This window comes from Streptomyces adelaidensis, assembly GCF_016598475.1.
In the GTDB taxonomy this organism is placed as follows: Bacteria; Actinomycetota; Actinomycetes; order Streptomycetales; family Streptomycetaceae; genus Streptomyces; species Streptomyces adelaidensis.
Window position 1 is genome coordinate 67,337 of the sequence record NZ_JAEMUX010000017.1, and the last position, 24,197, is coordinate 91,533.

General features: G+C 71.4%; 28 protein-coding genes. 10 read left to right on the forward strand and 18 right to left on the reverse strand.

Going from position 1 to position 24,197, the window contains the following annotated elements; genetic code table 11:
* Nucleotides 1-90 precede the first annotated feature (90 nt).
* Nucleotides 91-1,200 (forward strand): PAS domain-containing protein, encoded by a 1,110-nt coding sequence (locus I8N67_RS12735; RefSeq protein ID WP_200303094.1) that lies wholly within the window; start codon nt 91-93, stop codon nt 1,198-1,200.
* A gap of 154 nt (nt 1,201-1,354) precedes the next feature.
* Here I8N67_RS12735 and I8N67_RS12740 read toward each other — a convergent pair whose 3' ends face one another.
* On the reverse strand, nt 1,355-2,149 hold the full coding sequence (locus I8N67_RS12740) for an RNA polymerase sigma factor SigF (protein WP_200303095.1): 795 nt from the start codon (nt 2,147-2,149) through the stop codon (nt 1,355-1,357).
* Between the two features lie 233 nt (nt 2,150-2,382).
* Here I8N67_RS12740 and I8N67_RS12745 point away from each other — a divergent pair, with 233 nt between their 5' ends.
* On the forward strand, nt 2,383-4,191 hold the full coding sequence (locus tag I8N67_RS12745) for a thiamine pyrophosphate-requiring protein (RefSeq protein ID WP_200303096.1): 1,809 nt from the start codon (nt 2,383-2,385) through the stop codon (nt 4,189-4,191).
* A gap of 78 nt (nt 4,192-4,269) precedes the next feature.
* Here the strand turns inward: I8N67_RS12745 and I8N67_RS12750 are convergent, their stop codons facing one another.
* Complete coding sequence (locus I8N67_RS12750; RefSeq protein WP_200303097.1) at nt 4,270-4,407, reverse strand: hypothetical protein; 138 nt, start codon at nt 4,405-4,407, stop codon at nt 4,270-4,272.
* A 205-nt stretch (nt 4,408-4,612) separates the two neighbouring features.
* Here I8N67_RS12750 and I8N67_RS12755 point away from each other — a divergent pair, with 205 nt between their 5' ends.
* The 5 genes from I8N67_RS12755 to I8N67_RS12775 all read left to right on the forward strand — a co-directional run bounded on the left by I8N67_RS12755 (nt 4,613) and on the right by I8N67_RS12775 (nt 9,066).
* Nucleotides 4,613-5,020, forward strand: a complete 408-nt coding sequence (locus I8N67_RS12755; RefSeq protein WP_200303098.1) for a DUF2795 domain-containing protein — start codon at nt 4,613-4,615, stop codon at nt 5,018-5,020.
* 125 nt (nt 5,021-5,145) lie between these two features.
* Nucleotides 5,146-5,586, forward strand: a complete 441-nt coding sequence (locus I8N67_RS12760; RefSeq protein ID WP_200303099.1) for a CBS domain-containing protein — start codon at nt 5,146-5,148, stop codon at nt 5,584-5,586.
* Between the two features lie 91 nt (nt 5,587-5,677).
* Nucleotides 5,678-6,385, forward strand: a complete 708-nt coding sequence (locus I8N67_RS12765) for a diguanylate cyclase (RefSeq protein WP_200303179.1) — start codon at nt 5,678-5,680, stop codon at nt 6,383-6,385.
* A 6-nt stretch (nt 6,386-6,391) separates the two neighbouring features.
* Nucleotides 6,392-6,937, forward strand: a complete 546-nt coding sequence (locus tag I8N67_RS12770; protein ID WP_200303100.1) for a type 1 glutamine amidotransferase domain-containing protein — start codon at nt 6,392-6,394, stop codon at nt 6,935-6,937.
* Nucleotides 6,934-9,066 (forward strand): catalase, encoded by a 2,133-nt coding sequence (locus tag I8N67_RS12775; RefSeq protein WP_200303102.1) that lies wholly within the window; start codon nt 6,934-6,936, stop codon nt 9,064-9,066. Before I8N67_RS12770 ends, I8N67_RS12775 begins: the two co-directional genes overlap by 4 nt.
* Before the next feature lie 67 nt (nt 9,067-9,133).
* Here the strand turns inward: I8N67_RS12775 and I8N67_RS12780 are convergent, their stop codons facing one another.
* The 3 genes from I8N67_RS12780 to I8N67_RS12790 all read right to left on the reverse strand — a co-directional run bounded on the left by I8N67_RS12780 (nt 9,134) and on the right by I8N67_RS12790 (nt 11,710).
* Nucleotides 9,134-9,712 carry a TIGR03086 family metal-binding protein gene (locus I8N67_RS12780; protein WP_200303104.1) on the reverse strand — a complete coding sequence of 193 codons (579 nt, stop codon included), beginning with the start codon at nt 9,710-9,712 and terminating at the stop codon, nt 9,134-9,136.
* Nucleotides 9,709-9,942, reverse strand: coding sequence for a DUF6158 family protein (locus I8N67_RS12785; protein WP_200303106.1), 234 nt, complete (start codon nt 9,940-9,942; stop codon nt 9,709-9,711). The genes I8N67_RS12780 and I8N67_RS12785 overlap by 4 nt, the downstream gene beginning before the upstream one ends.
* A gap of 148 nt (nt 9,943-10,090) precedes the next feature.
* Nucleotides 10,091-11,710, reverse strand: a complete 1,620-nt coding sequence (locus tag I8N67_RS12790; protein ID WP_200303108.1) for an ABC-F family ATP-binding cassette domain-containing protein — start codon at nt 11,708-11,710, stop codon at nt 10,091-10,093.
* Between the two features lie 150 nt (nt 11,711-11,860).
* Here I8N67_RS12790 and I8N67_RS12795 point away from each other — a divergent pair, with 150 nt between their 5' ends.
* The 3 genes from I8N67_RS12795 (at nt 11,861) to I8N67_RS12805 (ending at nt 14,499) form a co-directional block, all read left to right on the forward strand.
* On the forward strand, nt 11,861-13,354 hold the full coding sequence (locus tag I8N67_RS12795; RefSeq protein ID WP_200303110.1) for a bifunctional phosphatase PAP2/diacylglycerol kinase family protein: 1,494 nt from the start codon (nt 11,861-11,863) through the stop codon (nt 13,352-13,354).
* A gap of 103 nt (nt 13,355-13,457) precedes the next feature.
* On the forward strand, nt 13,458-14,285 hold the full coding sequence (locus I8N67_RS12800; protein WP_200303111.1) for a class I SAM-dependent methyltransferase: 828 nt from the start codon (nt 13,458-13,460) through the stop codon (nt 14,283-14,285).
* Nucleotides 14,286-14,328: 43 nt separating this feature from the next.
* The gene (locus I8N67_RS12805) at nt 14,329-14,499 is read left to right on the forward strand and encodes a hydrophobic protein (RefSeq protein WP_200303112.1); all 171 of its coding nucleotides are present in this window, start codon (nt 14,329-14,331) and stop codon (nt 14,497-14,499) included.
* A gap of 64 nt (nt 14,500-14,563) precedes the next feature.
* Here I8N67_RS12805 and I8N67_RS12810 read toward each other — a convergent pair whose 3' ends face one another.
* The 13 genes from I8N67_RS12810 to I8N67_RS12870 all read right to left on the reverse strand — a co-directional run bounded on the left by I8N67_RS12810 (nt 14,564) and on the right by I8N67_RS12870 (nt 24,152).
* Nucleotides 14,564-14,845 carry a gas vesicle protein K gene (locus I8N67_RS12810; protein WP_200303113.1) on the reverse strand — a complete coding sequence of 94 codons (282 nt, stop codon included), beginning with the start codon at nt 14,843-14,845 and terminating at the stop codon, nt 14,564-14,566.
* Entirely contained in the window at nt 14,842-15,030 is a 189-nt protein-coding gene (locus I8N67_RS12815; RefSeq protein WP_200303114.1) for a gas vesicle protein, read from the reverse strand. Before I8N67_RS12815 ends, I8N67_RS12810 begins: the two co-directional genes overlap by 4 nt.
* Nucleotides 15,027-15,785, reverse strand: a complete 759-nt coding sequence (locus I8N67_RS12820; RefSeq protein ID WP_200303115.1) for a GvpL/GvpF family gas vesicle protein — start codon at nt 15,783-15,785, stop codon at nt 15,027-15,029. Before I8N67_RS12820 ends, I8N67_RS12815 begins: the two co-directional genes overlap by 4 nt.
* Nucleotides 15,782-16,147 carry a gas vesicle protein gene (locus tag I8N67_RS12825; protein ID WP_200303117.1) on the reverse strand — a complete coding sequence of 122 codons (366 nt, stop codon included), beginning with the start codon at nt 16,145-16,147 and terminating at the stop codon, nt 15,782-15,784. Before I8N67_RS12825 ends, I8N67_RS12820 begins: the two co-directional genes overlap by 4 nt.
* Nucleotides 16,144-17,280 (reverse strand): SRPBCC family protein, encoded by a 1,137-nt coding sequence (locus I8N67_RS12830; RefSeq protein WP_200303118.1) that lies wholly within the window; start codon nt 17,278-17,280, stop codon nt 16,144-16,146. Before I8N67_RS12830 ends, I8N67_RS12825 begins: the two co-directional genes overlap by 4 nt.
* Nucleotides 17,273-17,839: a DNA primase gene (locus I8N67_RS12835; protein ID WP_200303120.1), complete on the reverse strand. Its 567-nt coding sequence runs from the start codon at nt 17,837-17,839 to the stop codon at nt 17,273-17,275. The genes I8N67_RS12830 and I8N67_RS12835 overlap by 8 nt, the downstream gene beginning before the upstream one ends.
* Entirely contained in the window at nt 17,836-18,099 is a 264-nt protein-coding gene (locus I8N67_RS12840; RefSeq protein WP_200303122.1) for a gas vesicle protein GvpG, read from the reverse strand. Before I8N67_RS12840 ends, I8N67_RS12835 begins: the two co-directional genes overlap by 4 nt.
* 77 nt (nt 18,100-18,176) lie before the next feature.
* The gene (locus I8N67_RS12845) at nt 18,177-18,926 is read right to left on the reverse strand and encodes a GvpL/GvpF family gas vesicle protein (protein WP_200303124.1); all 750 of its coding nucleotides are present in this window, start codon (nt 18,924-18,926) and stop codon (nt 18,177-18,179) included.
* The gene (locus I8N67_RS12850) at nt 18,923-19,363 is read right to left on the reverse strand and encodes a gas vesicle structural protein GvpA (protein ID WP_200303125.1); all 441 of its coding nucleotides are present in this window, start codon (nt 19,361-19,363) and stop codon (nt 18,923-18,925) included. The genes I8N67_RS12845 and I8N67_RS12850 overlap by 4 nt, the downstream gene beginning before the upstream one ends.
* 64 nt (nt 19,364-19,427) lie before the next feature.
* Entirely contained in the window at nt 19,428-19,790 is a 363-nt protein-coding gene (locus I8N67_RS12855) for a gas vesicle protein GvpO (RefSeq protein ID WP_200303126.1), read from the reverse strand.
* A gap of 69 nt (nt 19,791-19,859) precedes the next feature.
* Complete coding sequence (gene ligD / locus I8N67_RS12860) at nt 19,860-20,819, reverse strand: non-homologous end-joining DNA ligase (RefSeq protein WP_200303127.1); 960 nt, start codon at nt 20,817-20,819, stop codon at nt 19,860-19,862.
* Between the two features lie 28 nt (nt 20,820-20,847).
* A complete protein-coding gene (locus I8N67_RS12865) occupies nt 20,848-22,695 on the reverse strand; it encodes a transketolase (RefSeq protein WP_200303128.1) in 1,848 nt (615 codons plus the stop codon).
* On the reverse strand, nt 22,692-24,152 hold the full coding sequence (locus I8N67_RS12870) for an NAD(P)/FAD-dependent oxidoreductase (RefSeq protein WP_200303129.1): 1,461 nt from the start codon (nt 24,150-24,152) through the stop codon (nt 22,692-22,694). Before I8N67_RS12870 ends, I8N67_RS12865 begins: the two co-directional genes overlap by 4 nt.
* Nucleotides 24,153-24,197: the final 45 nt, after the last annotated feature.

Sequence of the window (24,197 nt, forward strand, 5' to 3'; positions counted from 1 at the left end):
TCGCCCGCACCGAAAACGGATCTCCGGCGTTCCGTACCCCCGTTCGCCGGCCCGTCCCCTTCGGCGCCTCCCAGGCATTACGTTCGTCGCATGACGCAGACGGACGAATTCGGTGAGGAACTCGCGGACTTCGTACGCCGTGTCGCGGAGCTCAAGGCGGCCCGCTCGGTGCCGACCGGCGACCTACCGACCGTCCTGGACGCGGCCATCTTCGAACTCGACCATGTCGCCGACCAGTTGTGGCCCTGGTACGAGCGGCTCACGACGTCCGGCCCGTCCGGCGGCACCGCCTTGGGCACCCAGGACCACCAGGTGCTGAAGGCCGTCTTCCAATGTCTGCCGCTGCCTGTGGCGCTGGTGGACCGCGAGACGGTGGTGCGCCGGCTCAACCAGGCGGCGACCGCCTTCACGGGCGTACGTTCCGGCTATGCGACCGGCCGTCCGCTCAGCGGGTTCCTCGCCCACGCCGACCGGGGCGCGTTCCGCTCCCAGGCGGCGGCCGTGGCTCGCGGCGACGGCGACCGCAGCCTCATCGTCCACCTCCAGCAGCGCCCCTCGATACCGGTGCGCGCCACGCTCACCGCGTTGCGCCCCGGCAGCGAGCCGCGCAACACCGTTCTCGTCGCGTTGCAGCCCGCGGGCGACCGGATGCCCTCCGTGGAGCCCCTCGCCCGCCCGCTGCCCAACCTCACCGAGGCCACCCGTCACGCGGCCCTCATGGATTTGCTGGACGCCATGACCACGGCCTTGCTGACCGCACCCGCCGGGGCGGCTCTCGACCGGGCGGCCGACGTCCTGCACGGCCGCTTCGCCGACTGGGTGGTGGCCGACACGACGGGCCCCGCTCTCACCCGTACGACCGTCCTGGCGCCCTCCGAGGGGGAGGCGAAGCTCCTGCGGGCCCAGAGCCCCGCCACCTGTCCCCTCGTCGTCGAGGCCGCCCGGGGCGGCTCGCCGGTCCTTCAGATCCGGCCCGCCGCCCCCGACGCCTTCGGTCACGACAGTTCGGGCGCCCCCGTCCTCGTACGGGCGAACGTGACGTCCCTGCTGACCGTGCCCCTGGCCGCCGCGGACGGCCCCGTCAGAGGCGTCCTCACCCTCTTCCGTTCGGGTGCCCGCCTGGCCTTCTCCATGGCCGAGGCCCAGGCAATGGACACGATGTCCCGCCATATGGCGCTGGCCATGCGAAGCCATGGCTAGGTCGTGTCGTCGAATTCCCGTCGTCGCCCGGAGGGCGGCCTCGCGGCGTCGTGGGGCCCCTCCCGTTCGAGCGAAGCCGAGAATGGAGGAGCGTGCATGGCGTCGCGAGGCAGACGGGAATTCGACGACACGACCTAGGGCTGTGGCGGTGAAGCTAGGCCACGTCCCGCATGACCTGGTCGCGCAACCGGTCGCAGCACCGGCTGATCAGCCGCGACACATGCATCTGCGAGATCCCCAGTTGCTCGGCGATCCGGCTCTGCGTCATGTCACCGAAGAACCGCATGTACAGAATGGCCCGCTCCCGCTCCGGCAGCGCGGCGAGCCGCGGCTTGACGGCCTCGCGGTCGACCACGGTGTCCAGCGCGGGGTCAGGGGCGCCCAGTGCGTCGCTCAGCGAGTATCCGTCCTCGCTTCCCGGTAGTTCCGCGTCCAGCGACAGCGCCGTGAAGCTCTCCAGCGCCTCAAGACCGACCTGGACGTCCTCCTCGCTCATGTTCGCGTGTGCCGCGATCTCCGCGACGGTGGGCCGGCGGCCCGGAATGGTCTGCGACAGGTCCTGGCTGGCGAACCGCACGCGGTTGCGCAGGTCCTGGACCCGGCGCGGCACATGCAGGGTCCACATGTGGTCCCTGAAGTGCCGCTTGATCTCACCGGTGACGGTGGGTACCGCATAGCTCTCGAAGGCGTTGCCGCGCTCGGGGTCGTAGCGGTCGACGGCCTTGACAAGGCCGAGTGCCGCGACCTGGCGCAGATCCTCGTAACTCTCGCCGCGGCTGCGGAATCGTCCCGCGAGCCGTTCGGCCATGGGCAGCCACGCCTCGACGATCTGGTCACGCAGGGTGTCCCGCTGCTGGCCAGGCGGAAGCGTGGCCAGCTTCCGGAACGCCTCGGCGGTGTCCGGGGCGTCGTCGTGAGGGTGGTGCTTCGCGCTTGCCTGAGTACGCATGGTGCGTCGCAACTCCCTAGATGGTGCTCTGGGATGGACGGTCACCGTGGGTCGCGGGCGTGCGCAGGATCGGACACACCCGTGAGGGGAATCTTGCCCCTCCCACGGACGTGCCTCCTGTCCGAAGCACTGAAGTGCACCTGCCCCGGCACATGCCCGGCAAACACACGAAGGTTTTTCTCGTGCCCCGGGGGTGACTCGGGCGGGAGATCGCACCCCGGGAGGCTTCCAGTATGAACAACACGGTCGCCGATCACATCCTGGAGCGGCTGCGCTCATGGGAAGTCGAACAGGTATTCGGCTACCGGGGCGACGGCATCAACGGTCTGCTCGCGGCCTGGGGGCGGGCCGGGGACCGGCCACGGTTCGTCCAGTCGCGGCACGAGGAGATGTCCGCGTTCCAGGCGGTCGGCTACGCCAAGTTCTCCGGTCGGCTCGGCGTGTGCGCGGCGACCTCGGGCCCCGGCGCGATCCATCTGCTCAACGGCCTGTACGACGCCAAGTCGGACCATGTGCCGGTGCTCGCGATCGTCGGCCGGACGCACCGCGCCGCGATGGGCGGCTCGTACCAGCAGGAGGTCGACCCGCACGCCCTCTTCAAGGACGTGGCCTCGGACTTCGTCGAGACGGTGACCGTGCCCGAGCAGCTGCCCAACGTCCTCGACCGGGCGATCCGCACCGCGTACGCCCGCCGGGCGCCGACGGCGGTCATCGTCCCCGGTGACGTGCAGGAACTGGACTACTCGGCGCCGACCCACGAGTTCAAGACGGTCCCCTCCAGCCTGGACCGCGGCACCTGGACGGCCGTCCCCTCGGCCGAGTCGGTCGAGCGGGCCGCCGAGATCCTGAACGCCGGGGACAAGGTCGCCGTCCTCGTCGGACAGGGCGCTGCCGGGGCCCGCGCCGAGGTGGCCCGGATCGCCGAACTCCTCGGCGCGGGCGTCGCCAAGGCGCTCCTCGGCAAGGACGCGCTGAGCGACGAACTGCCGTACGTCACCGGCGCGATCGGGTTGCTCGGCACCCGCCCCTCGTACGAGCTGATGCGCGACTGCGACACCCTGCTGACCATCGGCTCCTCCTTCCCGTACGCCCAGTTCCTGCCCGACTACGGCAGCGCGCGGGCCGTGCAGATCGACATCGACCCGCACATGATCGGGATGCGCCACCCGTACGAGGTGAACCTGGTCGGGGACGCGAAGGCGACGTTGGAGCGGCTGATCCCGCTGATCGATCCGGAGCGGGGCCGCGAGTGGTACGACGAGGTGTGCGCGAGCGTGGCCCGCCGGCGCACGGTGACGGTGCGGCGCGCGGAGCTGTCCGCCGACCCGATCAACCCCGAGTTCGTGGCCCACACCCTCGACCGGCTGCTGCCGGGCGACGCGGTCATCTCCTGCGACTCGGGTTCGGCCGCGAACTGGTACGCCCGGCACATCACGATGCGGGACGGCATGCGCGGGTCCCTGTCGGGCACACTGGCGACGATGGGCTGCGGGGTGCCGTACGCGATCGGCGCGAAGTTCGCCCACCCGGACCGGCCGGCGATCGCGCTGGTCGGGGACGGCGCGATGCAGATGAACGGCATGGCGGAGCTGATCACGGCGGCCAAGTACCAGGACCGCTGGGAGGACCCCCGGCTGGTGGTGGGCGTCTGGAACAACCACGACCTGAACCAGGTGACGTGGGAGCTGCGGGCGATGGGCGGCGAGCCGTCCTTCCTGCCCTCGCAGGAGCTGCCGGACGTCCAGTACGCCGCCTTCGCGCGCTCGCTGGGCCTGACCGGCATCCGGGTCGAGAAACCCGAGGACGTCGAGGCGGGCTGGCGCGCGGGCCTGGCGGCCGACGGCCCCGCGGTGATCGAGTTCCGCACCGACCCGGCCGTCCCGCCACTCCCGCCGCACGCCACCTGGGAGCAACTGGAGGCCACGGCCGCCTCGATCCTCAAGGGCGACGCCGACCGGGTGTCGATGGTCAGGCAGGGCTTCAAGGCGAAGGTGCAGGAGTTCCTGCCGGGCAGCAGGGAGCAGGACAAGGGCGGGAAGTAGGCGGCTGAGGGCGGAAGCGGAGGCGGGAGTCGCGCCCGGTGGCCCTGGCCGGCGGGCGCGACTCCGGCCGGCACCCGTTCAGCGGATGCGGACCGGCACGGCCTGTTCCGGCCGGTCGGTCTCCTCGACGGGTGGCAGCACCATCTCCTCGTAGCGGCCCAGCGCCAGGACGACGCCGAGCATCAACAGCGGAATGATCACAGCGAGAACCGCCATGAGTCCGGTCCTTCCCCAGGGAATGTGCGGTGGGGGGCGTCGCACCGGGTCTCCCCTGTGCGGACGGGCAAACCCGCGGCAAACGGAACCGGACGTCCGGGGATCCGCGAAGCCCCCGTGTCGATGCCGGGTCTTCGGGTACGCGGGTGCCACGAAAGATCTGGAGGAAGGATCCGGATCCTGAGAGAAGATCCGGAGGGGAGTCATGCAGCGAGGCAGCGACCGGCTGAACGTCCACCGTGACGACGAGATGAAGCATGAACTGCAAGGGCTGCTCCGTTCGGGGCATCCCACACGGACCGAGGAGTGGCACGACCCGGAGCCGTACGCCGAGGACGACCCGGAGGTCACGTACGGGCCGGTGACGCCGAGCCGTGCGCCCGCCCGGGCCGAGGCGCTCCGGCTGGAGCTGGCCCGCGTCCTGGGCCGTACGTCCTTCCCGGCGGGCCCCGCCGAACTCACCCGCGTCCTGCGCGGCCGGCACGCACCGGACGGACTCGTGGAGCCCGTGCGGCGGCTGCCGCTCAACGCGCGCTACGACTCGGCGCACCGGCTCGCGGAAGCGATCGTCCAGGCTCAGGACGAAACCGCGGGCGGTGCTCCGCGACCCTAGGCGGCAGGGAACCCGCACACGACCGGGACGCATAGGGGCCCCGCCGGCGGGTACTGCGGGCGGGGTCACGCCGACGTGAGCGTGCCCCCGCAGCTGGGGCGGAGCGACGAAAGGCCCAGGAAGCCATGGCCGAGTTCGTGAGGGAAGTCATGACGGCAGGTGTGGTGGCGGTCCGCCCGGACGCCTCACTCGTCGAGGCGGCGCAGCTGATGCGCGCCCAGGACATCGGGGACGTCCTCGTCGCGGCGGAGGGGCATGTCATCGGGGTCCTGACCGACCGCGACATCACGCTGCGGGCCGTCGCCGACGGCGCCGACCCGCTGACGGTGAGTGCCCAGGCCGTCTGTACGCCGGACCCGGTCGTGATCGGCCCGGACGACGCCGTGTCCGCCGCCGTCGAGCTGATGCGCGACCACGCGATACGCCGTCTCCCGGTCGTGGAGGACGGTCACCCGGTGGGCATGGTCAGCCTCGGCGACCTGGCCGTGTCGCAGGACCCCGGATCGGCGCTCGCCGACATCAGCCGGGCCGTGCCGGACAGCTGGCCGGGCCCGGCCCCGACCTGACAGATCGGACACAGACGACACGGAGGAGACCTGTGTGGTTCTGCCGCAAGCTCTGACGGAACTCACGAAACGCCGCGACCAGGCCGCCGAGATCAGCGCGACGTCCCACTCGGTCGACGTCGCAGAGGTGACCACCCGGTACCTGCTGTACGGCCTGCTGCCGTCCTGGTTCGTGCCGGGCCTCGCGGACTGGATGATGCACCGGCGGACCCGCATCGAGGAGACGGCGGGTACGAAGGAATCGCTCATCCTCTCCCACTGCCTTAAGGACGTGGGAGGTGCCCCCACGCTGATGATGGCCGAGGTCGGTGTGCCCATCGCGCTGACCCTGCGCTACGAGATCAACCCCCTGCTCCTGTCGGTGCAGTTGGCGGGCACCGCGGTGCACGAGGCGACCGCGCTGTGGGACGTGCGGACCGCCGTGAAGAGCGACCGCGAGGTCAAGCCCGTCGAGCAGCACATCCACAGCTTCCTGGAGTCGCTGCCCTTCGGCGCGCTCACCGCCCTGATGTGCCTGCACCACGACCAGGTCAAGTCCCTGCTGCGGGGCGGGCGTTCGGATCCGGACGCCTGGCGGTTCGTACCGCGCCGCAGGCCGCTGTCGCCCGGCTGTCTCGCGGGCATCGGCGTCGCGATCGGCACCTGTGTCCTGCTGCCGTACGGCGAGGAGCTGCTGCGCTGCGCGCGGGCGGGACGCGGGCGTCGGAGGGCGGAGAAGGCCGCCGAGAAGGCGGCTGAGAAGAAGGCGCAGATGAAGGCGCAGATGAAGGCGCAGATGAAGGCTGAGAAAGGAGATTGAGCACCCATGCGTATCGCATTCCTGACCGCACCCGAAGGTGTTGAGCAGATCGAGCTGACCGACCCCTGGCAGGCGGTGACGGACGCCGGTCACGAACCCGTGCTGCTGTCCACGGAGCCGGGTCACGTCCAGGCCTTCAACCATCTGGACAAGGCGGACACGTTCTCGGTGGACGACGTCGTCGGTGAGGCGCCGGCGGAGTCGTTCGACGCGCTCGTCCTGCCGGGCGGGGTGGCCAATCCGGACTTCCTGCGCATGGACGAGCGGGCGGTCTCTTTCGTCCGGGAGTTCTTCGAGCGGGGCCGTCCGGTCGCCGCGATCTGTCACGCTCCGTGGACGCTGGTGGAAGCGGGCGTGGTCCGCGGCCGGGTCCTGACCTCGTGGCCGAGCCTGCGTACGGACATCCGCAACGCGGGCGGCACCTGGGTCGACGAACAGGTCAAGATCTGCGACCACGGCTCCAACAAGCTGATCACGAGCCGCAAACCGGACGACCTCAAGGCGTTCTGCGAGGCGTTCCTCGACGTGTTCTCCCAGGAGGCCGTCCGATGAGCTCTCCCACCGACCGCACCGGCCCCACCGACCCCACCGACCTCAAGCGGCAGCAGCGTGAGGCCGCCCGCCCGGCCGACCCGGCGTCGGGTCCCCTCACCACCGACCAGGGGGTGGCCGTCGACCACACCGACGACTCCCTGACCGTCGGCGAGCGCGGGCCGACCCTGATGGAGGACTTCCACTTCCGGGAGAAGCTCACCCACTTCGACCACGAGCGGATCCCCGAGCGGGTGGTGCACGCGCGGGGCGCGGGCGCCTACGGCTACTTCGAACCGTACGAGTCCTGCGCCGAGTTCACCCGTGCCGCGTTCCTCCAGGACCCGTCCGTGCGGACCCCGGTCTTCGTGCGGTTCTCGACCGTGCAGGGCCCGCGCGGCTCGGCGGACACCGTGCGGGACGTACGCGGCTTCGCCACCAAGTTCTATACGTCGGAGGGCAATTACGACCTCGTCGGCAACAACTTTCCCGTCTTCTTCATCCAGGACGGCATCAAGTTCCCCGACTTCGTGCACGCGGTGAAGCCGGAGCCGCACAACGACATCCCGACCGGCGCGTCCGCGCACGACACCCTGTGGGACTTCGTGTCCCTCCAGCCGGAGACACTGCACACGATCATGTGGCTGATGTCGGACCGGGCGATCCCGCGCAGCTACCGCATGATGCAGGGCTTCGGCGTGCACACCTTCCGCTTCGTGAACGCGGCGGGCCGGGGCACGTTCGTGAAGTTCCACTGGAAGCCGAAGCTGGGCACGCACTCGCTGGTGTGGGACGAGGCGCAGGAGTGCCAGGGCCGGGACCCGGACTTCAACCGCCGGGACCTGTGGAACGCCATCGAGGCCGACGAGTACCCGGAGTGGGAGCTGGGCGTCCAACTCGTTGCGGAGGAGGACGAGTTCGCTTTCGACTTCGATCTGCTCGACCCCACGAAGATCATCCCGGAGGAACAGGTGCCGGTCCGGCCGATCGGCCGTATGGTGCTGGACCGCAACCCCGAGAACTTCTTCGCGGAGACCGAACAGGTCGCCTTCCACACGGCCAATGTCGTCCCGGGCATCGACTTCACCAACGACCCGCTGCTCCAGGCCCGCAACTTCTCCTACCTGGACACCCAGTTGATCCGCCTCGGCGGCCCCAACTTCAGCCAGCTGCCGGTGAACCGCCCGGTGGCGCCGGTGCGGACCAACCAGCGTGACGGCCACCACCAGTCCGCGATCCACGGCGGCACCAACTACTTCCCGAACTCCCTCGGCGCCGGCTGCCCGGCCCACGCGGGCGTCGACAGCAAGGCCTACACGCACTACGCCGAACGCGTCGACGGCGCCAAGATCCGCCGTCGCAGCGAGAGTTTCAAGGACCACCACAGCCAGCCCGCCATGTTCTGGAACAGCATGGCCCCCTGGGAGAAGCAGCACATCGTGGCGGCCTTCCGCTTCGAACTCGGCAAGGTCGGCGCCCTCACCGTCCGCGCCCGTACGGTCGAGCAACTCGCCAAGGTGGACCCGGAGTTGGCGGCCGAGGTCGCGAAAGGCATCGGTGTACCCGTGCCGGCCGACGCCGAGCCGGTGACGTACAAGCTCACCTCCCCCGCCCTCAGTCTGGAGTCGCAGCGCGGCCCCGGCTCCATCCGCACCCGCCAGATCGCCGTGCTGGTCGCCGACGGTGTGGACGCCGGGCAGGTGACCGGGGTGCGGGAGGCGCTGGCCGCCGAGGGCGCGATCGTCGAGGCCATCGCGGCCCAGGACGGCACCGTGCGCGGCGCGGACGGCGCCGAGTACACCGTGGACCGGGCCCTGCCGACCGTCGCGTCCGTCCTGTACGACGCGGTCCTCCTCCCCGGCGGGCCGGTCGGCACCCCGTCCCCGTCGACCGACCCCGACGCCATGCGCTTCGTCCGCGACGCCTACCGCCACGGCAAGCCGGTCGGCGCCCTCGGCTCGGGCGTCGGCATCCTCGCCGCCCTGCGCCCCGAGGGCGTGCGCCTCTCCTCCGAGTTCCACCACGTGGTCGCCGACCGGGGCGTGGTGACGGACACGGCCCAGGGCACGGCGGGCGAGGACTTCGTCCGGGAGTTCATCGAAGCGATCAAGGCCCACCGCCACTGGAACCGCCCACCGACCCGCTGCTGACGACAGCGGAAAGGCCGGGCCCACGGGCCCGGCCTTTCCGGGGCGCGGGGCTGTGCCGAACGGCTCTCTAGGGCCGCCGCCCGAGCAGGCACAACAGCCTGGTCTGCGCGTCAGCGCCCGCCGGCGGCTCCACCGGCGCCCCGAACAACCCGCTCTTCTCCAGCTCCTCCGCATACGGCGCGACCTCATCCGCGGCGAACGACACCAGCTCCTGCGGCAGCCGCTCGTCCGCCCCGATCGCCCGCGACAGATCCCACGCGTGGACGACGAGATCGGCGACCATCTGGGCGCAGTACGCGGTCGCCGGAGTGTCGCCGTACGACAGATGAACCGTACGTTCGAGCGCACCGGGCCCCGCGAACGCCTCGCGCGCGGAGTGGGCCGCCGTGTCCCAGGAGGCGGCGGGGTCCGTCCCCAGCAGATCCCCCTCGAACGTGTCGCCGACCTCCTCGATCATGCAGGCGTCCCGCACCAGCGACGGCACCCACAGCTGCTCGGACACGAGATGGTTGACGAGGTCACGCACCGACCACTCGGCGCAGGGCGTGCCCGCGTCCCACTGGTCGCCGCGCACCGCGTGCACCCGCTCGCCGAACAGGTCGACGGCCCGGCCATGCAGGGTGAGCAGCGCGTCGGTGTCGATCATGGCGTCTCGGGCCCCCGGCCGCGGGCCCCCTCGCGTGTGCGCCCGGCCACGACCGGGCGGCGTGGGTGGCGGCGCAGGTACTCGCCCTCCAGTTGCGCCATGCGCAGGTTGTGGGCGCGCAGGGCGTCGTTCGATCCATGCAGCAGCGTGTCGTGCCGCGTGCGGTGAATGGTCTCCAGCTCCTTCATGAGCTGCTGGTCGTCCAAGCGACCCGGTTCGACTCCGGTCATGTGCTGCCCCACTCGTCGTGTTCCTGTGTGCGGCCCGAGTACCCGCTCGGGAGCACACAGTCCCGGGCGGCATCCGGGAGGGAGCCATGGATTCCGCGTTCTCAGTCCACTCTACGAACATCCGCGGCCCCGGGCCTCCGCGTAGGGCCTACCGCGCCCGCTCCACCCGCCGCTCGTCCCACACCGGCTCCGCCGTCTCCCGTACGCGGCCGTCGGAGCCGAAGACGAGAAAGCGGTCGAACGAACGAGCGAACCAGCGGTCGTGGGTGACGGCGAGGACGGTCCCCTCGAAGGCTTCGAGGCCTTCCTGCAATGCCTCCGCCGACTCCAGGTCGAGGTTGTCGGTGGGCTCGTCGAGGAGGAGGGCCGTGACGCCCTGCAACTCCAGGAGCAGGATCTGGAAGCGGGCCTGCTGGCCGCCGGAGAGCCGGTCGAAGGACTGCTCGGCCTGCTGGGTCAGCTCGTAGCGGCGCAGCCGGGACATGGCGGCGCCCCGGTCCTGGGCGTGCTCCTTCCACAGGATGTCGAGCAGCGTGCGCCCCTCAAGCTCCGGGTGGGCGTGCGTCTGCGCGAAGTGCCCCGGCACGACCCTGGCGCCGAGTTTCCACAGGCCCGTGTGGGCCACGTCGCCGCCGGCGAGCAGACGCAGGAAGTGGGACTTGCCGGAGCCGTTGGAGCCGAGGACGGCGACCCGTTCGCCGTAGAAGACCTCCAGGTCGAAGGGTTTCATCAGGCCGGTGAGTTCGAGTCCGGCGCAGGTGACGGCCCGCACACCGGTACGGCCGCCCTTGAGCCGCATGGTGATGTCCTGCTCGCGCGGCGGCTCCGGCGGCGGCCCCACCTCCTCGTACTTGCGCAGCCGGGTCTGGGCGGCGCGATAGCGGGAGGCCATGTCGGGGCTGTTCTCGGCGGCCTGGCGGAGGTTCAGCACCAGCTTCTTCAACTGGGCGTGCTTCTCCTCCCAGCGCCTGCGCATTTCCTCGAAGCGCTCGAACCGCCGGCCGCGCGCCTCGTGGTACGTGGCGAAGCCGGCGCCGTGCACCCAGGCGTCGGCGCCCGCCGGGCCCGGCTCCACACTGACGATCTTCTCGGCGGCGCGGGCCAGCAGCTCCCGGTCGTGCGACACGAAGAGCACCGTCTTGCGGGTCTCCTTGAGCCGCTCCTCCAGCCAGCGCTTGCCGGGTACGTCGAGGTAGTTGTCCGGCTCGTCGAGCAGCAGCACCTGATCGGTGCCGCGCAGCAGCGCCTCGAGCACGAGCCGCTTCTGCTCACCGCCGGACAGCGTCCGCACCTGCCGCCACTGCGCCTTCTCGTACGGCACCCCGAGCGCGGCCACGGTGCAGATGTCCCACAGGGTCTCCGCCTCGTAGCCGCGTACCTCGGCCCAGTCGGAGACGGCCTGCGCGTACTTCAGCTGGGCCGCCTCGTCGTCCACGGTCATGATCGCGTGTTCGGCGACGTCGACCGCCCGGGCCGCCTCCCGGATCCTCGGCTGCGCCACCGACACCAGCAGGTCCCGTACGGTCGTCTCGTCCCGCACCGACCCCACGAACTGCCGCATCACCCCGAGCCCGCCGGTGACGGTCACCGAGCCTCCGTGCGGCTTCAGCTCCCCGGAGATCAGCCGCAGCAGGGTCGTCTTGCCGGCCCCGTTCGGCCCGACGAGGGCCACCACGGCCCCCTCCCCCACCCGAAACGACACATCGCCGAGCAGCGCCCTCCCGTCCGGCAGGTAGTACTCCAGATGCGCGGCTTCGAGATGTCCCATGGGGCGCATTGTCCGAGGCCGGGGAAGCGGCGGGCAAATCCATTTCCATCGCCCGCTCCCGCTGGGCGCCGGTGGGCGAAATCCACCCGCGCGGCGCCGACCCCCACCCCGCCCGACACGAACCCCCCGCCATGGGGTACCCGTGGACCCATGACCGCAGACGTCGACCTCACCGTCCGCCCGCCGGGCCACCACATCCTCCGGGACCGTTTCCTCGCCGCGGACAGCCGCCTGTTCAACGCGGTGGCGACCCGTGACTGGCCGGGCGCCCACCCCTTGCTGCCGAAGCTGAGCCGCGCCGCGAACCACGGTGTGCTGTGGTTCGCCACGGCGGCGGCGCTCACCGCGACCCGCAGTCCGAGGGCCCGCAGGGCCGCCGCCCGGGGCGTGGCCTCGCTCGCGCTGGCCTCGGCGACGATCAACACGCTGGGCAAGCGCTCGGTGCGCCGCCCCCGCCCGGTCCTGGACAACGTCCCGCTGATGCGCCAGCTGAAGCGCCAGCCGATCACCACGTCGTTCCCGTCGGGGCACTCCGCCTCCGCCGCCGCGTTCGCGGCCGGCGTCGCCCTGGAGTCGCGCGGCTGGGGCGCGGCGGTCGCGCCGCTGGCGGGCGCGGTGGCGCTGTCCCGGGTGTACACGGGCGCGCACTTCCCGAGCGACGTCCTGGTGGGCGCCGCCCTGGGTGTGGGCGCCGCCTACGCCGTACGGGGCATCATGCCGACCCGTGACCAGCTGCCGCCGCCCGGCCGCCCGTACGTGGACGCGCCCGCGCTGCCGGACGGGGACGGGCTGGTCGTGGTCGCCAACCGGGCCGCGGCCACCTCGGACCGGGTGCGCGCGCTGCGGGACGCGCTGCCCGCCGCCGAGACCGTGGAGTGCGAACCGGAGGACGTGACGGCCGAGTTGGAGAAGGCGGCCGCCCGCGCCCGGGTGCTCGGCGTGTGCGGCGGCGACGGCACGGTGAACGCGGCCGCCGAGGTGGCCCTGCGCCACGGCCTGCCCCTCGCCGTGCTCCCCGGCGGCACGCTCAACCACTTCGCGCACGACCTCGGCGTGGAGGACGCGCGGGATCTGAGCCGCGCCCTGCGCGAGGGCGAGGCCGTCCGGGTGGATCTGGGGCACTTCACGACCGGCGGAACGGAAGGCCACTTCCTCAACACCTGCAGCCTGGGCGTCTATCCGGAGCTGGTGCGCGAACGCGAGCGCTGGGAGCGGATGCTCGGCGGCTGGCCGGCCGGGGTGATCGCAGCGCTGCGAGTCCTGCGCTCCGACCGTCATCCGCTCGGGGCCACCTTCGAGGGCCGGCCGCGCCCGATCTGGCTGCTCTTCGCCGGCAACGGCACCTACCACCGGCTGGGCCTCGCCCCGGCCCGCCGTTTCGACCTGGCGGACGGGCTGCTGGACGTCCGTGTCGTGCACGGCGGCCGCCGCCCGGCCCTGCGGCTGCTCGCCGCGGCCGTCGCCGGGCCACTGACCCGCACCCCGGCCCACGCGGCGGTCCGCGTTCGACGGCTCCGGGTGGACGGCATCGCGCCGGGCACCCTCCTCGCGTACGACGGCGAAGTCACCGAGGTGGAAGGGGATCTGACGCTGCGGAAGATCCCGGAGGCGCTGACGGTCTACCGGCCGCTGCCACTGCGCTGACCGATCCCGAGCAGTCCACAATTCAAGACGGCGGTCTCATTATTCGACACGGTCCCGTACGGTTCGAACACGACCTCGCGAACCTCGTGGAAGGGGAACGGCCATGCCGAAGGCACGGGAGACCGCCGTCTACACGCACGGACACCATGAGTCGGTGCTGCGCTCGCACACCTGGCGGACGGCCGCCAACTCGGCGGCCTACCTGCTCGGTTCACTGAAGCCCCACATGAGGATCCTGGACATCGGCTGCGGTCCGGGCACCATCACCGCGGACCTGGCCGCCCTGGTCCCGGACGGCCGGGTCACGGGTGTCGACCACGCCGCCGGCATCCTGGACCGGGCCCGGGCCACGGCCGCCGAACGCGGCCTGGACAACGTGGACTTCGCGGTCGCGGACGTCCATGCGCTGGACTACCCGGACGACACCTTCTGCGTGGTCCACGCCCACCAGGTGCTCCAGCACGTCGGCGATCCCGTGCAGGCGCTGCGCGAGATGCGCCGGGTCACGAAACCGGGTGGTCTCGTCGCCGTGCGCGACTCCGACTACGCGGCGATGACCTGGTTCCCCGAATCCCCGGGCATGGACGACTGGCTCGACCTGTACCGCCGGGTGGCCCGCGCCAACGGCGGGGAGCCGGACGCCGGGCGGCGGCTGAAGTCGTGGGCCTTGCGGGCCGGGTTCACCGGCGAAGACATCACCGCCACCTCCGCCACCTGGACGTACGCCACGGCGGACGAGCGGGCCTGGTGGAGCGGGCTGTGGGCGGACCGGACGGTCGCCTCCGCCTACGCCGAACGGGCGACGGAGAGCGGCGAGGCGACGGTCGGGCGGCTGGAGGCGATCTCGGCGGCCTGGCGGGAATGGGGCCGGCAGGAGGACGGCTGGTTCGCCGTACTGCACGGAGAAATTCTCTGCCGTAAGGCGGCCTGATCGGAGGAATTCGGGAAACCCGGACCATCAGGAGGTTCGCATAATGGTTCCCATCCTGTTGGTACTGCTTCTGGTGCTGATTCTCTTCGGTGCCGGATTCGCAGTGAAGATTCTCTGGTTTATCGCACTGGCCGTGCTGGTGCTGTGGCTCCTCGGATTCCTGGTGCGCGGCACGTCCGCCTCCGGAGGAAGGGGCCGCTGGTACAGGTGGTGAATTCACCCGCGCCGACGGTGAGCCGGCCGACGGTGAGCCGGCCGACGGTGAGCCGAAGGTGAATTCACTCGCGCGGTAGCAATGGTCCGAGCGGCCCAAGGTCCAGATTCAGGTCCTCGGGCCGCAGTCCGTAGCGCTCGCGCAGCTCGGTCATACGGTCGTCGAGCAGCATCAGCGTGAGCCCGATGCGCTCCTCCTGGTCCTCCGAGAGCTCCCCGGTGTCGAAGCGGCGCAGTGCCTGCCGTTCCATGAGCTGGCGAAGCAGCTCGACGACGGTCAGGACCAGTTTGACCAGGTCCCGCTCCACCGTGTCGGGCTCCAGTTCGAGACGGTTGCGGCTGGTCACTCGCTACCTCCCCAGGGTGAGGGAACCTGCGCGTTCACCGAGCTGATGAGCGCGTTGAGATCGATACGGACGAGGTCGACGTCCGCGATGCGCAGGGTGAGATCGCCCGTGATGACGACCCCGCCGGCGAGCAGCCGGTCCAGGAGGTCGACGAGGGCAACCTCACGGCGTTCGACGACGGTCACGAATTCTCCTCCCCGCTGAAGGAATACGCCGCCCACGGACCCGTGAGTTCCACGCGCAGTCCCGGTTCCTCGTTCTTCGTACGGTCCACCAGTTCCACGAACTCCTCCGAGCGGGCGCGCGGCACCAAATAGGCCGCGTTCAGCACATTGCGGCCGGGCACGCCGGAGAGGGCGGAATTCTGGGGCGCGTGCAGACGAGTGTCCTCCGCGAATTCCGAGAGGCTTTCGTGCAGGCGGCGCGCGAACCTCTCGGCGTTCACCCACATCTCCTCGTGGGCCCGATGGCTCCGGCGCCGCTGTCGCAGATAGTCCCGCCCGCTGGCCACCTTCGCGGACTCCTGGGACGGCTCCTGGGCCTCGGATTCCGCGTACACCTTGACGCCCCACTCCACCCGGCCCGTCAGCCGGTCCAGGGTCCGCCGGAAGCCGTCCTCGCGGTCCTCCAGCATGACCCGTACGCCGCTGTCGTCGCGGAAGACGGTGCCGAGCCGGAGCGGCAGGGGTGTGGTGACGACGGTGAGCGCGTCGATCACGCTCTGGTGGGCCCGGGCGGTCGCGGTGAGCCAGTCCAGGTCCTCCAGATGGGCGCGGAGCGGCTCCTCCGCGAAGTCGCGCTCCGGCACCTCGCTGACCACGGCGATCAAATCGTGGTGGCGCAGCTGCCGGGGCGGTGCGCCCGCCACCCCGGTCAGCTGGGCCTGGAGAGGCGCGTCGAAGGGGCGGCAGACGGCGTACACATAACGCAGTCCGGTCATGAGGGCTCCTCTCTGGCACGGCCGCGCTCGATGGCCGGCTCCGGCTCCCCGGCGTACCGGCCGTCGTCCAGCTCGGCCAGCCGGGCGCGCAACTCGGCGTTCTCACGGGAGAGTTCGTCCCGGCGGGCGTGCGAGGACAGCGCGGGGTCGGTCTCCCACCAGTCGATCCCCATCTCCTTGGCCTTGTCGACGGAGGCGACGATGAGGCGCAGCTTGATGGTGAGCAGCTCGATGTCGAGCAGGTTGATGCGGATGTCGCCCGCGATCACCACGCCCTTGTCGAGCACCCGCTCCAGGATGTCGGCCAGGTTGGCGCTCCCGTTCTGGCCGTACGGCTCGGGGACTCGGCTCGGGAATGTCATCGTCGGCTCCCGCCCACGGCGGCCCGCTCTTCGTCCTCATCCTCGTACGGTTCCTCGTCGATGTCCTCCTCGGCGTCGCCCTCGGCCTCGGGGATCTCCTCGTACTCGCCCTCGTCCTCGTACTCGTCCTCGGGAGCCTCCTCCTCGTCGGCGTACTCCTCGGGCTCGTCCGGCTCCCGCTCTTCCTCCTGCTGCTGCTCCCGTTCCTCCTCCGCGAGGGCGTCCTCGTGGCTGACGACGACCTCGCCGTCGCGGATCTCACCGCGCCAGCCGTCCTCGGCCTCGCCCCTGAGGGTGATGAAGCGGGCGAAGTTCTTGAGGTCGAGCCGGGCCCGGCGGCCCTGGGCACGCCAGAGGTTGCCGGTCTTCTCGAAGAGGCCCTTCGGGTAGTACTCCACCACCAGCAGGACCCGGGTGAGGTTGTCCGCGAGGCGGTGGAAGGAGACGGCCCCCTTGGTGGTGCCCTTGGCGCCCTCCGAGGTCCAGGTGATCCGATCGTCGGGCACCTGTTCGGTCGTGTGCGCCTTCCAGCTGCGGTTGGACCAGAACACCTTCAGCTGCCAGTCGGAGTGCGTGTCGTCGGCCCGGCCGGCGCTCTTCACTCCCTTCGCGAAGGTGCTGAAGCTCTGGAACCGGGTCCACTGGTCGTACGCGGTGCGCACCGGCACCCCGACGTCGATGGACTCGATGATCACGGTGGGCTTGTCGCCCGAGCCGCCCTTGCGCTTCCCCTTGCCGCCGCCGAGGTTCTTGAGCGCGCCGAGCACGTTGTCCTTGGCCCGTCCGGCGCCCACCTCCAGGGCGGTGCGCAGCGGCCCCTTGCCCTCGGCGAGCTTTCGGCCACCGTCGAGGGCGAGCTTCGCGAGGCCTGGGCTGTTGCCGGCGGCCATGTCGTCGAGCTTGACGGTCGCCTCGCCGAGCTTGCGTCCGGCCTCGACGAGGAGCCGCTGGGCCTGGGCGGCCAGATACTCCCGGGCCTCCTCCTTGAGATGGTCGACGGCCTCGCTGTGGGCCACCTCGGTGAGCGGGTTGCTCTTCGTGGCGTCCTTCGCCCGGTCCGTCACCCCACCGGACGCCCCATCGGCCGCCCCGCGCGTGGCACGGCCGGTCGCCGAGCCGAGAGTGTCAGTCATCGCGGCCACCTCCCTTCACTGCCCGCGACCGGGTGGCCTTGCGGGCTGTCTTCTTGGCGGCCGTCTTCTTCGCGGGGGCCTTCTTCGCGGGGGCCTTCTTCGCGGGGGCCTTCTCGGCCGTCCCGGCCGCGGTCTTCTTCGCCGCCCGCTTGCGCGGTGGCCGCGGCTCGTCCTCGGGCGCGTCGTGGCTCGACCGCCGTTTCTCGTCCCCGCCGCCCCTGGAGGCCGAATCTTCCGGGGCCACTGCGGCGAGCTGGTCGCGCACCTGCGAGGTGCGCCCGTGCAGCCGGTCGGCGAGCCCTTCGATCCGCCGCTCGACCAGCGCCCCGGTGGCCGCCTTGCCGACACCGCGCAGGTCCTCGCGGAGCTGGTCCCCGACCTCCTTGAACTGCGGGTTGTTCTGCAGCTGCTGTGACACCAGGTCCGCGAGCGCCCGTGGGCTCAGGTGCATCCGCTTGCCGGCCACCATGGTGCCGACCGCGAACGCCAGCTTCATCTTCTTGGTACGTCCGAGGACGTATCCGGCCCCGATGGCGAGGCCCATTCCCAGTCGATTCATCGTGTCGTCCCGTCGCCGGTTCCTGTGCTTCTCCGCGCGCTGATCTCCAGCCGGTCGAGAAGCTCGTCCTCCAGGCGGTCGAACTCCTCCTCATCGAGCTCGCCCGCTTCGAGCCGCTGCTCGAGGCGGGCGAGTTCGGCGCGGACGGCCGCCGGGTCGTAGTACTGGCGCTCGGCCTCGGTGAGCACTTGTCCCACCGTCCAGAGGCTGCCGCGGACCGGTGCGAACGGCAGCAGCAGCACCTCGGTGATGAGCCCCATCTGCTCTCCTTCCTCCTCGGCCCGAGAGCGCCGCGGGTACGCGCCCTGTGCGAAAGGCCGTCAGTGCGGGTGCGTCGTCAGTGCGCCGTCTCGGCGGGCTCCGAGGGCCCCGGCTCGACGAAGCTGTACGGCGGCAGCGGCCCGTTCACGCGCAGTTCGATGTGCGGATGGCTCTTGCGGAGCTGGTCGACGGCGGCGAGGAACACCTCCGCCGACTGCCGGTCCACGAGGAACGACACATTGGCGAGCCAGCCGGTGGAGTCGGGGCCCACACTGGCGGCCGCCGCGGCCGGCTCGAGCGCCCGCTGCAACACCGCCGCGTCCTCCGCCTCCCGGGCCTGCACGGCGGCGACCACCATCTCGCCCAGCCGCAGCCGGTCCTCGTAACTGCCGCCGCCCGCCTGCCGGTTGGCCTCGGCGAGAGCACGCAGATCGGGGTTCTCCCCCATCACCCGGTGCAGCACGGCCTGTTCGTCATGGCTGGCCTTGACGTTGTACTCGACCTTGCCGTCGAGGGCACCGAGCCGCTCCAGATAGTGCTCCGCGCGTTCGGCCAGCACCCCGGTGACGGAGGTGTCGTCCGGGGCGACGCTGCCGAACCGCATGGGCAGCAGGGCGCCGCCCGCACCCGCCTCGCTCAGTACGTTCTGGTGGGCGAGCAGGTCCTTGCGCTTGGGGCGCAGCCCCTCGGGGGCCTCGCTGACGATCGCCGCCAGCTCACCCTCCTTGAGAACGCGCACGGGGCGCGCGGGGTCTCCGACTCCGCCCATGCCCTCGGGGAGTGCGGGGTGTGAGCTCGCGGTGATGCCGTAGACGTACGTGCTCACTCCTGTTCCTCCCTCTTGCGCGAGCTCGTGGTCTTGCGCGCCCGGGGCCGCGACTCGGACTGGCCCTCGTCGCGCTGCCCTTCGCCGCGGGCCTGTTGGAAGGCGCCGGAGATCGTCTCGGCGGCGCCGGACAGCGCCCCCTTGGACTTGCCGCGCGCGCCGGACTCGGTGATCTCACCGACGAGGTCCGGCAGGCCGGGGCTCTTGCGCGGCCCGGCCTCCAGGTCGAGCCGGTTGCACGCCTCGGCGAAGCGCAGATAGGTGTCGACGCTGGCGACGACGACCCGGACATCGATCTTCAGGATCTCGATGCCGACCAGGGAAACCCGTACGAACGCGTCGATGACAAGTCCTCGGTCGAGGATGAGTTCCAGGACGTCGTACAGGCCGCTGCTGCCGCCTCCGCCGCCGGACTGCTGTGCCGGGACTACGGTCATGCCGGCCGTTCCTCCTTGTCTGTATTGCCCGTCTTGTCGGTGGATGTCGGAGCGGGACAGCGGCCTAGTGGCCGCCCGGGCGATGTGGGTCCGCCCTCCCGCGTTCGTAACGGCGGACGCGCCGATAGCCGGTGAGTTCGCCGTCGGGGGCGAGCTCCACCTGATAGCTCGCGAGCAGGCTCATCGTGTCGGGGACCCTGGCGATTTCCAGGACCTCGATCTCCAACACCCAGCCGTCCTCGGTCTGTTCGAAGGACGACACGGACTCCGCCGCCATGCCGGTCAGCTCCGCGAGCTGGGTCCGCGCGTGGCGCAGCACCTCCATGGCGCCGGGCCTGCTGTCCGTCGCGTCGTCCTGAGACGTTCCGGATACTTCTTGTGGTTTACGTGAACCTTGTGCCTTCGGTGCGTTGGGTGTGTTCGACATGGCCATCACCGAGTGGCCCCACGTCCCTTGGCCAAACATGTCGCGGCGGGTGCGGTTGCGCCGCTCGCCTCAGCCGCGCAGCGCCGCGAGTCGCCGCCGCGCCGGCCCCAGGGCGCGGCCCCTGCCGAGCGCTCCCGCCCAGGGGTTGGTGCGGGCCTGTTCGACGGCGTCCGCCGGCGTCCAGCGGCGGGCGTCCACGGCCGGGTCGTCGAGCAACTGCTCCCAGGTGAGGGGCGTGGCCACGGGTGCGCCGGGGCGGGCCCGTACGGTGAAGGGGGCGACGGCGGTCTGGGCGTAGGCGTTGCGCTGCACGTCGAGGTAGAGCCGGTCGCCGCGCTCCTTCTTGCGGGCCGCCGTGGTGAGCCGGTCGGGGTGGGCCCGGACGAGTTCCTCGGCGACCTCCTTGGCGAAGTCGCGCACCGCGTCGAAGTCGTCGTGCCCGTTGACCGGTACGACGACGTGGACGCCCTTGGAACCGGTGGTCATCGGCGCGGACGGCAGCTTCAACTCGTCGAGCAACTCCCTTACGTCCCCTGCCGCTCGACGGACCTGTTCGAAGTCGTCCACCGCCGGGTCGAGGTCGAAAACCATCCGGTCGGGCCGGTCGACACTGCCGGTCCGGGAGAGCCAGCGGTGCAGGGTGAGGCAGGCCTGGTCGGCGAGGTAGACGAGGGTGGCGGCGTCCTGGCACACCGGGTGGAGGACCGTGCCGCCCTCCTTGGCCACCTCGACGCGTTCGATCCAGTCCGGGTAGTGCTCGGGGGTGTTCTTCTGCATGAACATGGGCCCGTCGATCCCGTCGGGGTGCCGTTCCAGCATCAGCGGGCGCCCGCGCAGATGGGGCAGCATGAAGGGGGCGACGGCACGGTAGTAGGCGACGAGGTCGCCCTTGGTGTACTCCTTGCCGCCACCGCCGCCGCTCCCACCACCGCCACCACCCCCCTTCCTGTCGGCGGGGAACAGCACCTTCTCCGGGCGGTGGATCTCGACACCGCGTCGGCCGACCCGAAGCGTGTGCGGGTCCCCCATGGTCAACTCCTCTCCGTCCACGGGCCGTTCAGGGCGTGATCGCGTGCTCCACCAGCAACCGCCCCGCCGCCGCGATCGCCTCCGCGTCGATGCCCGCCTCGTGCAGCTGCTCCTCGGGGGAGGCCGAGCCCGGCATCGTACGGACGGCGAGGCGGACCAGGCGGGGCACCGGGCGGCCGTCGAGGAAGGCGTCGAGGACCGCGTCGCCGAGGCCGCCCTCCTCGTGGTGGTCCTCGACGGTGAGGAGGCAGCCGGTGCGTTCGGCGGCCTCGCGCAGGGTGCGGCGGTCGACGGGCTTGACCGAGTAGAGGTCGATCACCCGGACCTGGATGCCCTCGCCGTCCAGTGCCTCGGCGGCCTTCAGCGCCTCGTGGACGGTGACCCCGGCCGCGACGACCGTGAGCCGGTCGGTGTCCGAGGCGCGCAGCACCTTGCTGCCGCCGACCGGGAAGTCCTCGGTCGGGCTGTAGATGACCGGGCTGTCGCCCCTGGACGTGCGCAGATAGCGGATGCCTTCGAGTCCGGCCATCGCGGCGACGAGCTTGGCGGTCTGGTTGGCGTCGCACGGGTACAGCACGGTCGAGCCGTGCACCGAGCGCATCATCGCCAGGTCCTCCAGGCCCATCTGCGAGGGCCCGTCCTGGCCGATGGAGACACCCGCGTGCGAGCCGACGAGATTGAGGCCGGCCCCGCTGACCGAGGCCATGCGGATGAAGTCGTGGGCGCGGGTGAGGAACGCCGCGAACGTCGAGGCGTACGGCACCCAGCCGCGCGCCGCGAGCCCCACCGAGGCGGCCACCAGCTGCTGTTCGGCGATGTAGCACTCGAAGAACCGGTCGGGGTGTTCCTTGGCGAAGAACTCGGTGCGCGTGGAGTCGCCGACCTCGCCGTCCAGGACGACGACGTCACCGCGCGCGGTGCCGAGGGCCGCGAGCGCCGAGCCGAACGCGTTCCGGGTGGCGACCTCGTCGCCGATGTCGTAGCGCGGCAGTTCCAGGTGTCCGGCGCGTACGGCGTGCAGCATCCGGGCGGCGGGCGGCTGGCTGACCTCGGCGCGGAGGTCGCGGACGCCGCCGAGTTCCTCGATCGCCTCGTCGGCGTCCTTGAGCGGCTTGCCGTGCAGCCCCTCGCGGTCCTGGACCGACTCGACACCCTTGCCCTTGAGGGTGCGGGCGAGGATCACGGTGGGCTGGCCCTTGGTGGAGTCGGCCTCGCCGTACGCGCGCTCCACGGCGTCCACGTCGTGCCCGTCGATCTCGACCGTGTGCCAGCCGAAGGCCGCGAAGCGGCGGGCGTAGGCGTCCAGGTCGTGTCCGTGCCGGGTGGGCCCGCGCTGACCGAGCCGGTTGACGTCGACGATCGCGGTGAGGTTGTCCAGATGCTCGTACGCGGCGTGCTCGGCGGCCTCCCACACCGAGCCCTCGGCGAGTTCGCTGTCCCCGCAGAGCACCCACACCCGGTTGCCGGTGCGGTCGAGCCGCTTCCCGGCCAGCGCGATGCCGACGCCGACGGGCAGCCCCTGGCCGAGCGAGCCGGTGGCCGTCTCCACCCAGGGCAGCCGCCGCGGTGTCGGGTGCCCTTCGAGGCGGCTGCCGAGCTTGCGGTAGGTCATCAGCTCGGTCTCGCTGATCGCGCCGGCCGCCTTGTACGCGGAGTACAGCAGGGGCGAGGCGTGGCCCTTGGACAGCACGAAGCGGTCGTTGCCGGGGTGCTGGGGGCGGTCGAAGTCGTAGCGGAAGTGCCGGGCGAGCAGCACCGCCATCAGCTCGGCGGCCGACATGGACGACGTGGGGTGCCCGGAGCCCGCGGCGGCTGCGCAGCGAACACTGTCGACCCGCAACTGCTGGGCCAGCTCGGTGAGTTGACGGCTGTTCATGAGTCTCCTTCCGAACCCTTGGCGGGCTTCGGCGATGGCTGCGGCTCCTCGGGCGCACCGGGCGCGCTCTGCGCGGCAGACGTGCTCCGCACAGCAGGCGTCTTCTGCGCATCAGGCGTCCGCTGCGCACCCGGCGCCGCCGTCCGTTCCGGGCCGCCCGGCATCCGGGCCAGCTCGGGTGAGGCCGTGTCCAAGGGCACCGCCCAGGACCGTACGAGCCCCAACTGGACGCCCTGGCGCGGCAGTACGGCGTCGAGGAGCCAGTCGGCGGCGACGCGGACGCGGTTGCCGGGCATCGCGGCGAGGTGGTAGCCGCGGGTGACGGCTCCGGCGACAGGGCCGGACAGCGGTATGCCGAGGGGATTGGCGGCGGCCTTGGCACCGCCGAGGTCCACCACGAAGCCCAGGTCGCTGTGGCGGTAGGGCTTGGGCTCGCCGAGGCCGAGCGAGGCGGCGACATTGTGCCCGGCCGTCTTCCCCTGCCGCCAGGCGTGCTGGGCGGTCATCGGCGTGTACTGGCCGGGCTTCGTCAGATCGGGCACCGCGGCCGCGTCCCCGCAGGCGAACACCTCGGGGCGGCCGGGCACATGCAGCGTGGGCTCGACGAGCAGCCGGCCCCGCTCCATCGGCAGCCCGAGCGACTCGGCGAGCGGATCGGGCCGTATGCCCACGCACCACACCAGCGTGCGCGTGTCGACGAACTCCCCGTCGGTCAGCAGCACTCCGGTGGACGTCGCCTCCTTCACGGAGGTCCCCATCCGCACGTCGACACCCCGCTGCCGCAGTACCCGGTCGGCGGTGCGCGACAGCTTCTCGTCCAGTTCGGGCAGTACCCGGTCGGCGATGTCGAGCAGCAGCCAGCGGGGCCGCATGCCCTGCCGCAGCGGCTGCTTGCGTACCAGTTCGTCGGTGAACATCTGGCCGTGGACGGCGACCTCGGTCCCGGTGTAACCGGCGCCGACCACCACGAAGGTGCAGCGCGCGTCGCAGCTCTCGGGGTCCTCGCCGCCGGCCGCCAGCTCCACCTGCCGGGTGACGTGGTCCCTGAGGTAGAGCGCCTCGGGCAGCCCCCGGAAGCCGTGGGCGTGCTCGGCGACACCCGGGATGGGCAGCAGCTTGTTGACGCTGCCGGCGGCGAGCACCAGCCGGTCGTAGGTGAGCGTGCCGACGCCGCCCTCGGGGTCCGAGTAGCGCACGGTGCGCGCGTCGAGGTCGATGTCGTCGGCCTCCCCGAGCACCAGGCGTACATGACGCAGGGTGCCGGCGAGGGAGACGGTGACGCGGCGTGGTTCCAGGATGCCGGCGGCGACCTGGGGCAGCAGGGGCAGATACAGAAAGTAGTCGGTCGGATTGAGCAGGGTGATGTCGGCCTTGTCCCTGGTCAGCCGGGCCAGGGTGCGGGCCGTCCGGTAGCCGGCGAAGCCGGCGCCGACGATCACGATGCGGGGTCGACTCACGGTTCGCCTCCGGCGGGGTCGCGCATACGGAGTCCTCAGAGTCCT

Coding starts and splice junctions, on each gene's coding strand:
- I8N67_RS12735 (WP_200303094.1), top strand. CDS start 91: ATGACGCAGACGGACGAATTCGGTGAGGAACTCGCGGACTTCGTACGC.
- I8N67_RS12740 (WP_200303095.1), bottom strand. CDS start 2,149: ATGCGTACTCAGGCAAGCGCGAAGCACCACCCTCACGACGACGCCCCG.
- I8N67_RS12745 (WP_200303096.1), top strand. CDS start 2,383: ATGAACAACACGGTCGCCGATCACATCCTGGAGCGGCTGCGCTCATGG.
- I8N67_RS12750 (WP_200303097.1), bottom strand. CDS start 4,407: ATGGCGGTTCTCGCTGTGATCATTCCGCTGTTGATGCTCGGCGTCGTC.
- I8N67_RS12755 (WP_200303098.1), top strand. CDS start 4,613: ATGCAGCGAGGCAGCGACCGGCTGAACGTCCACCGTGACGACGAGATG.
- I8N67_RS12760 (WP_200303099.1), top strand. CDS start 5,146: ATGGCCGAGTTCGTGAGGGAAGTCATGACGGCAGGTGTGGTGGCGGTC.
- I8N67_RS12770 (WP_200303100.1), top strand. CDS start 6,392: ATGCGTATCGCATTCCTGACCGCACCCGAAGGTGTTGAGCAGATCGAG.
- I8N67_RS12775 (WP_200303102.1), top strand. CDS start 6,934: ATGAGCTCTCCCACCGACCGCACCGGCCCCACCGACCCCACCGACCTC.
- I8N67_RS12780 (WP_200303104.1), bottom strand. CDS start 9,712: ATGATCGACACCGACGCGCTGCTCACCCTGCATGGCCGGGCCGTCGAC.
- I8N67_RS12785 (WP_200303106.1), bottom strand. CDS start 9,942: ATGACCGGAGTCGAACCGGGTCGCTTGGACGACCAGCAGCTCATGAAG.
- I8N67_RS12790 (WP_200303108.1), bottom strand. CDS start 11,710: ATGGGACATCTCGAAGCCGCGCATCTGGAGTACTACCTGCCGGACGGG.
- I8N67_RS12795 (WP_200303110.1), top strand. CDS start 11,861: ATGACCGCAGACGTCGACCTCACCGTCCGCCCGCCGGGCCACCACATC.
- I8N67_RS12800 (WP_200303111.1), top strand. CDS start 13,458: ATGCCGAAGGCACGGGAGACCGCCGTCTACACGCACGGACACCATGAG.
- I8N67_RS12805 (WP_200303112.1), top strand. CDS start 14,329: ATGGTTCCCATCCTGTTGGTACTGCTTCTGGTGCTGATTCTCTTCGGT.
- I8N67_RS12820 (WP_200303115.1), bottom strand. CDS start 15,785: ATGACCGGACTGCGTTATGTGTACGCCGTCTGCCGCCCCTTCGACGCG.
- I8N67_RS12825 (WP_200303117.1), bottom strand. CDS start 16,147: ATGACATTCCCGAGCCGAGTCCCCGAGCCGTACGGCCAGAACGGGAGC.
- I8N67_RS12830 (WP_200303118.1), bottom strand. CDS start 17,280: ATGACTGACACTCTCGGCTCGGCGACCGGCCGTGCCACGCGCGGGGCG.
- I8N67_RS12835 (WP_200303120.1), bottom strand. CDS start 17,839: ATGAATCGACTGGGAATGGGCCTCGCCATCGGGGCCGGATACGTCCTC.
- I8N67_RS12840 (WP_200303122.1), bottom strand. CDS start 18,099: ATGGGGCTCATCACCGAGGTGCTGCTGCTGCCGTTCGCACCGGTCCGC.
- I8N67_RS12850 (WP_200303125.1), bottom strand. CDS start 19,363: ATGACCGTAGTCCCGGCACAGCAGTCCGGCGGCGGAGGCGGCAGCAGC.
- I8N67_RS12855 (WP_200303126.1), bottom strand. CDS start 19,790: ATGTCGAACACACCCAACGCACCGAAGGCACAAGGTTCACGTAAACCA.
- ligD (WP_200303127.1), bottom strand. CDS start 20,819: ATGGGGGACCCGCACACGCTTCGGGTCGGCCGACGCGGTGTCGAGATC.
- I8N67_RS12865 (WP_200303128.1), bottom strand. CDS start 22,695: ATGAACAGCCGTCAACTCACCGAGCTGGCCCAGCAGTTGCGGGTCGAC.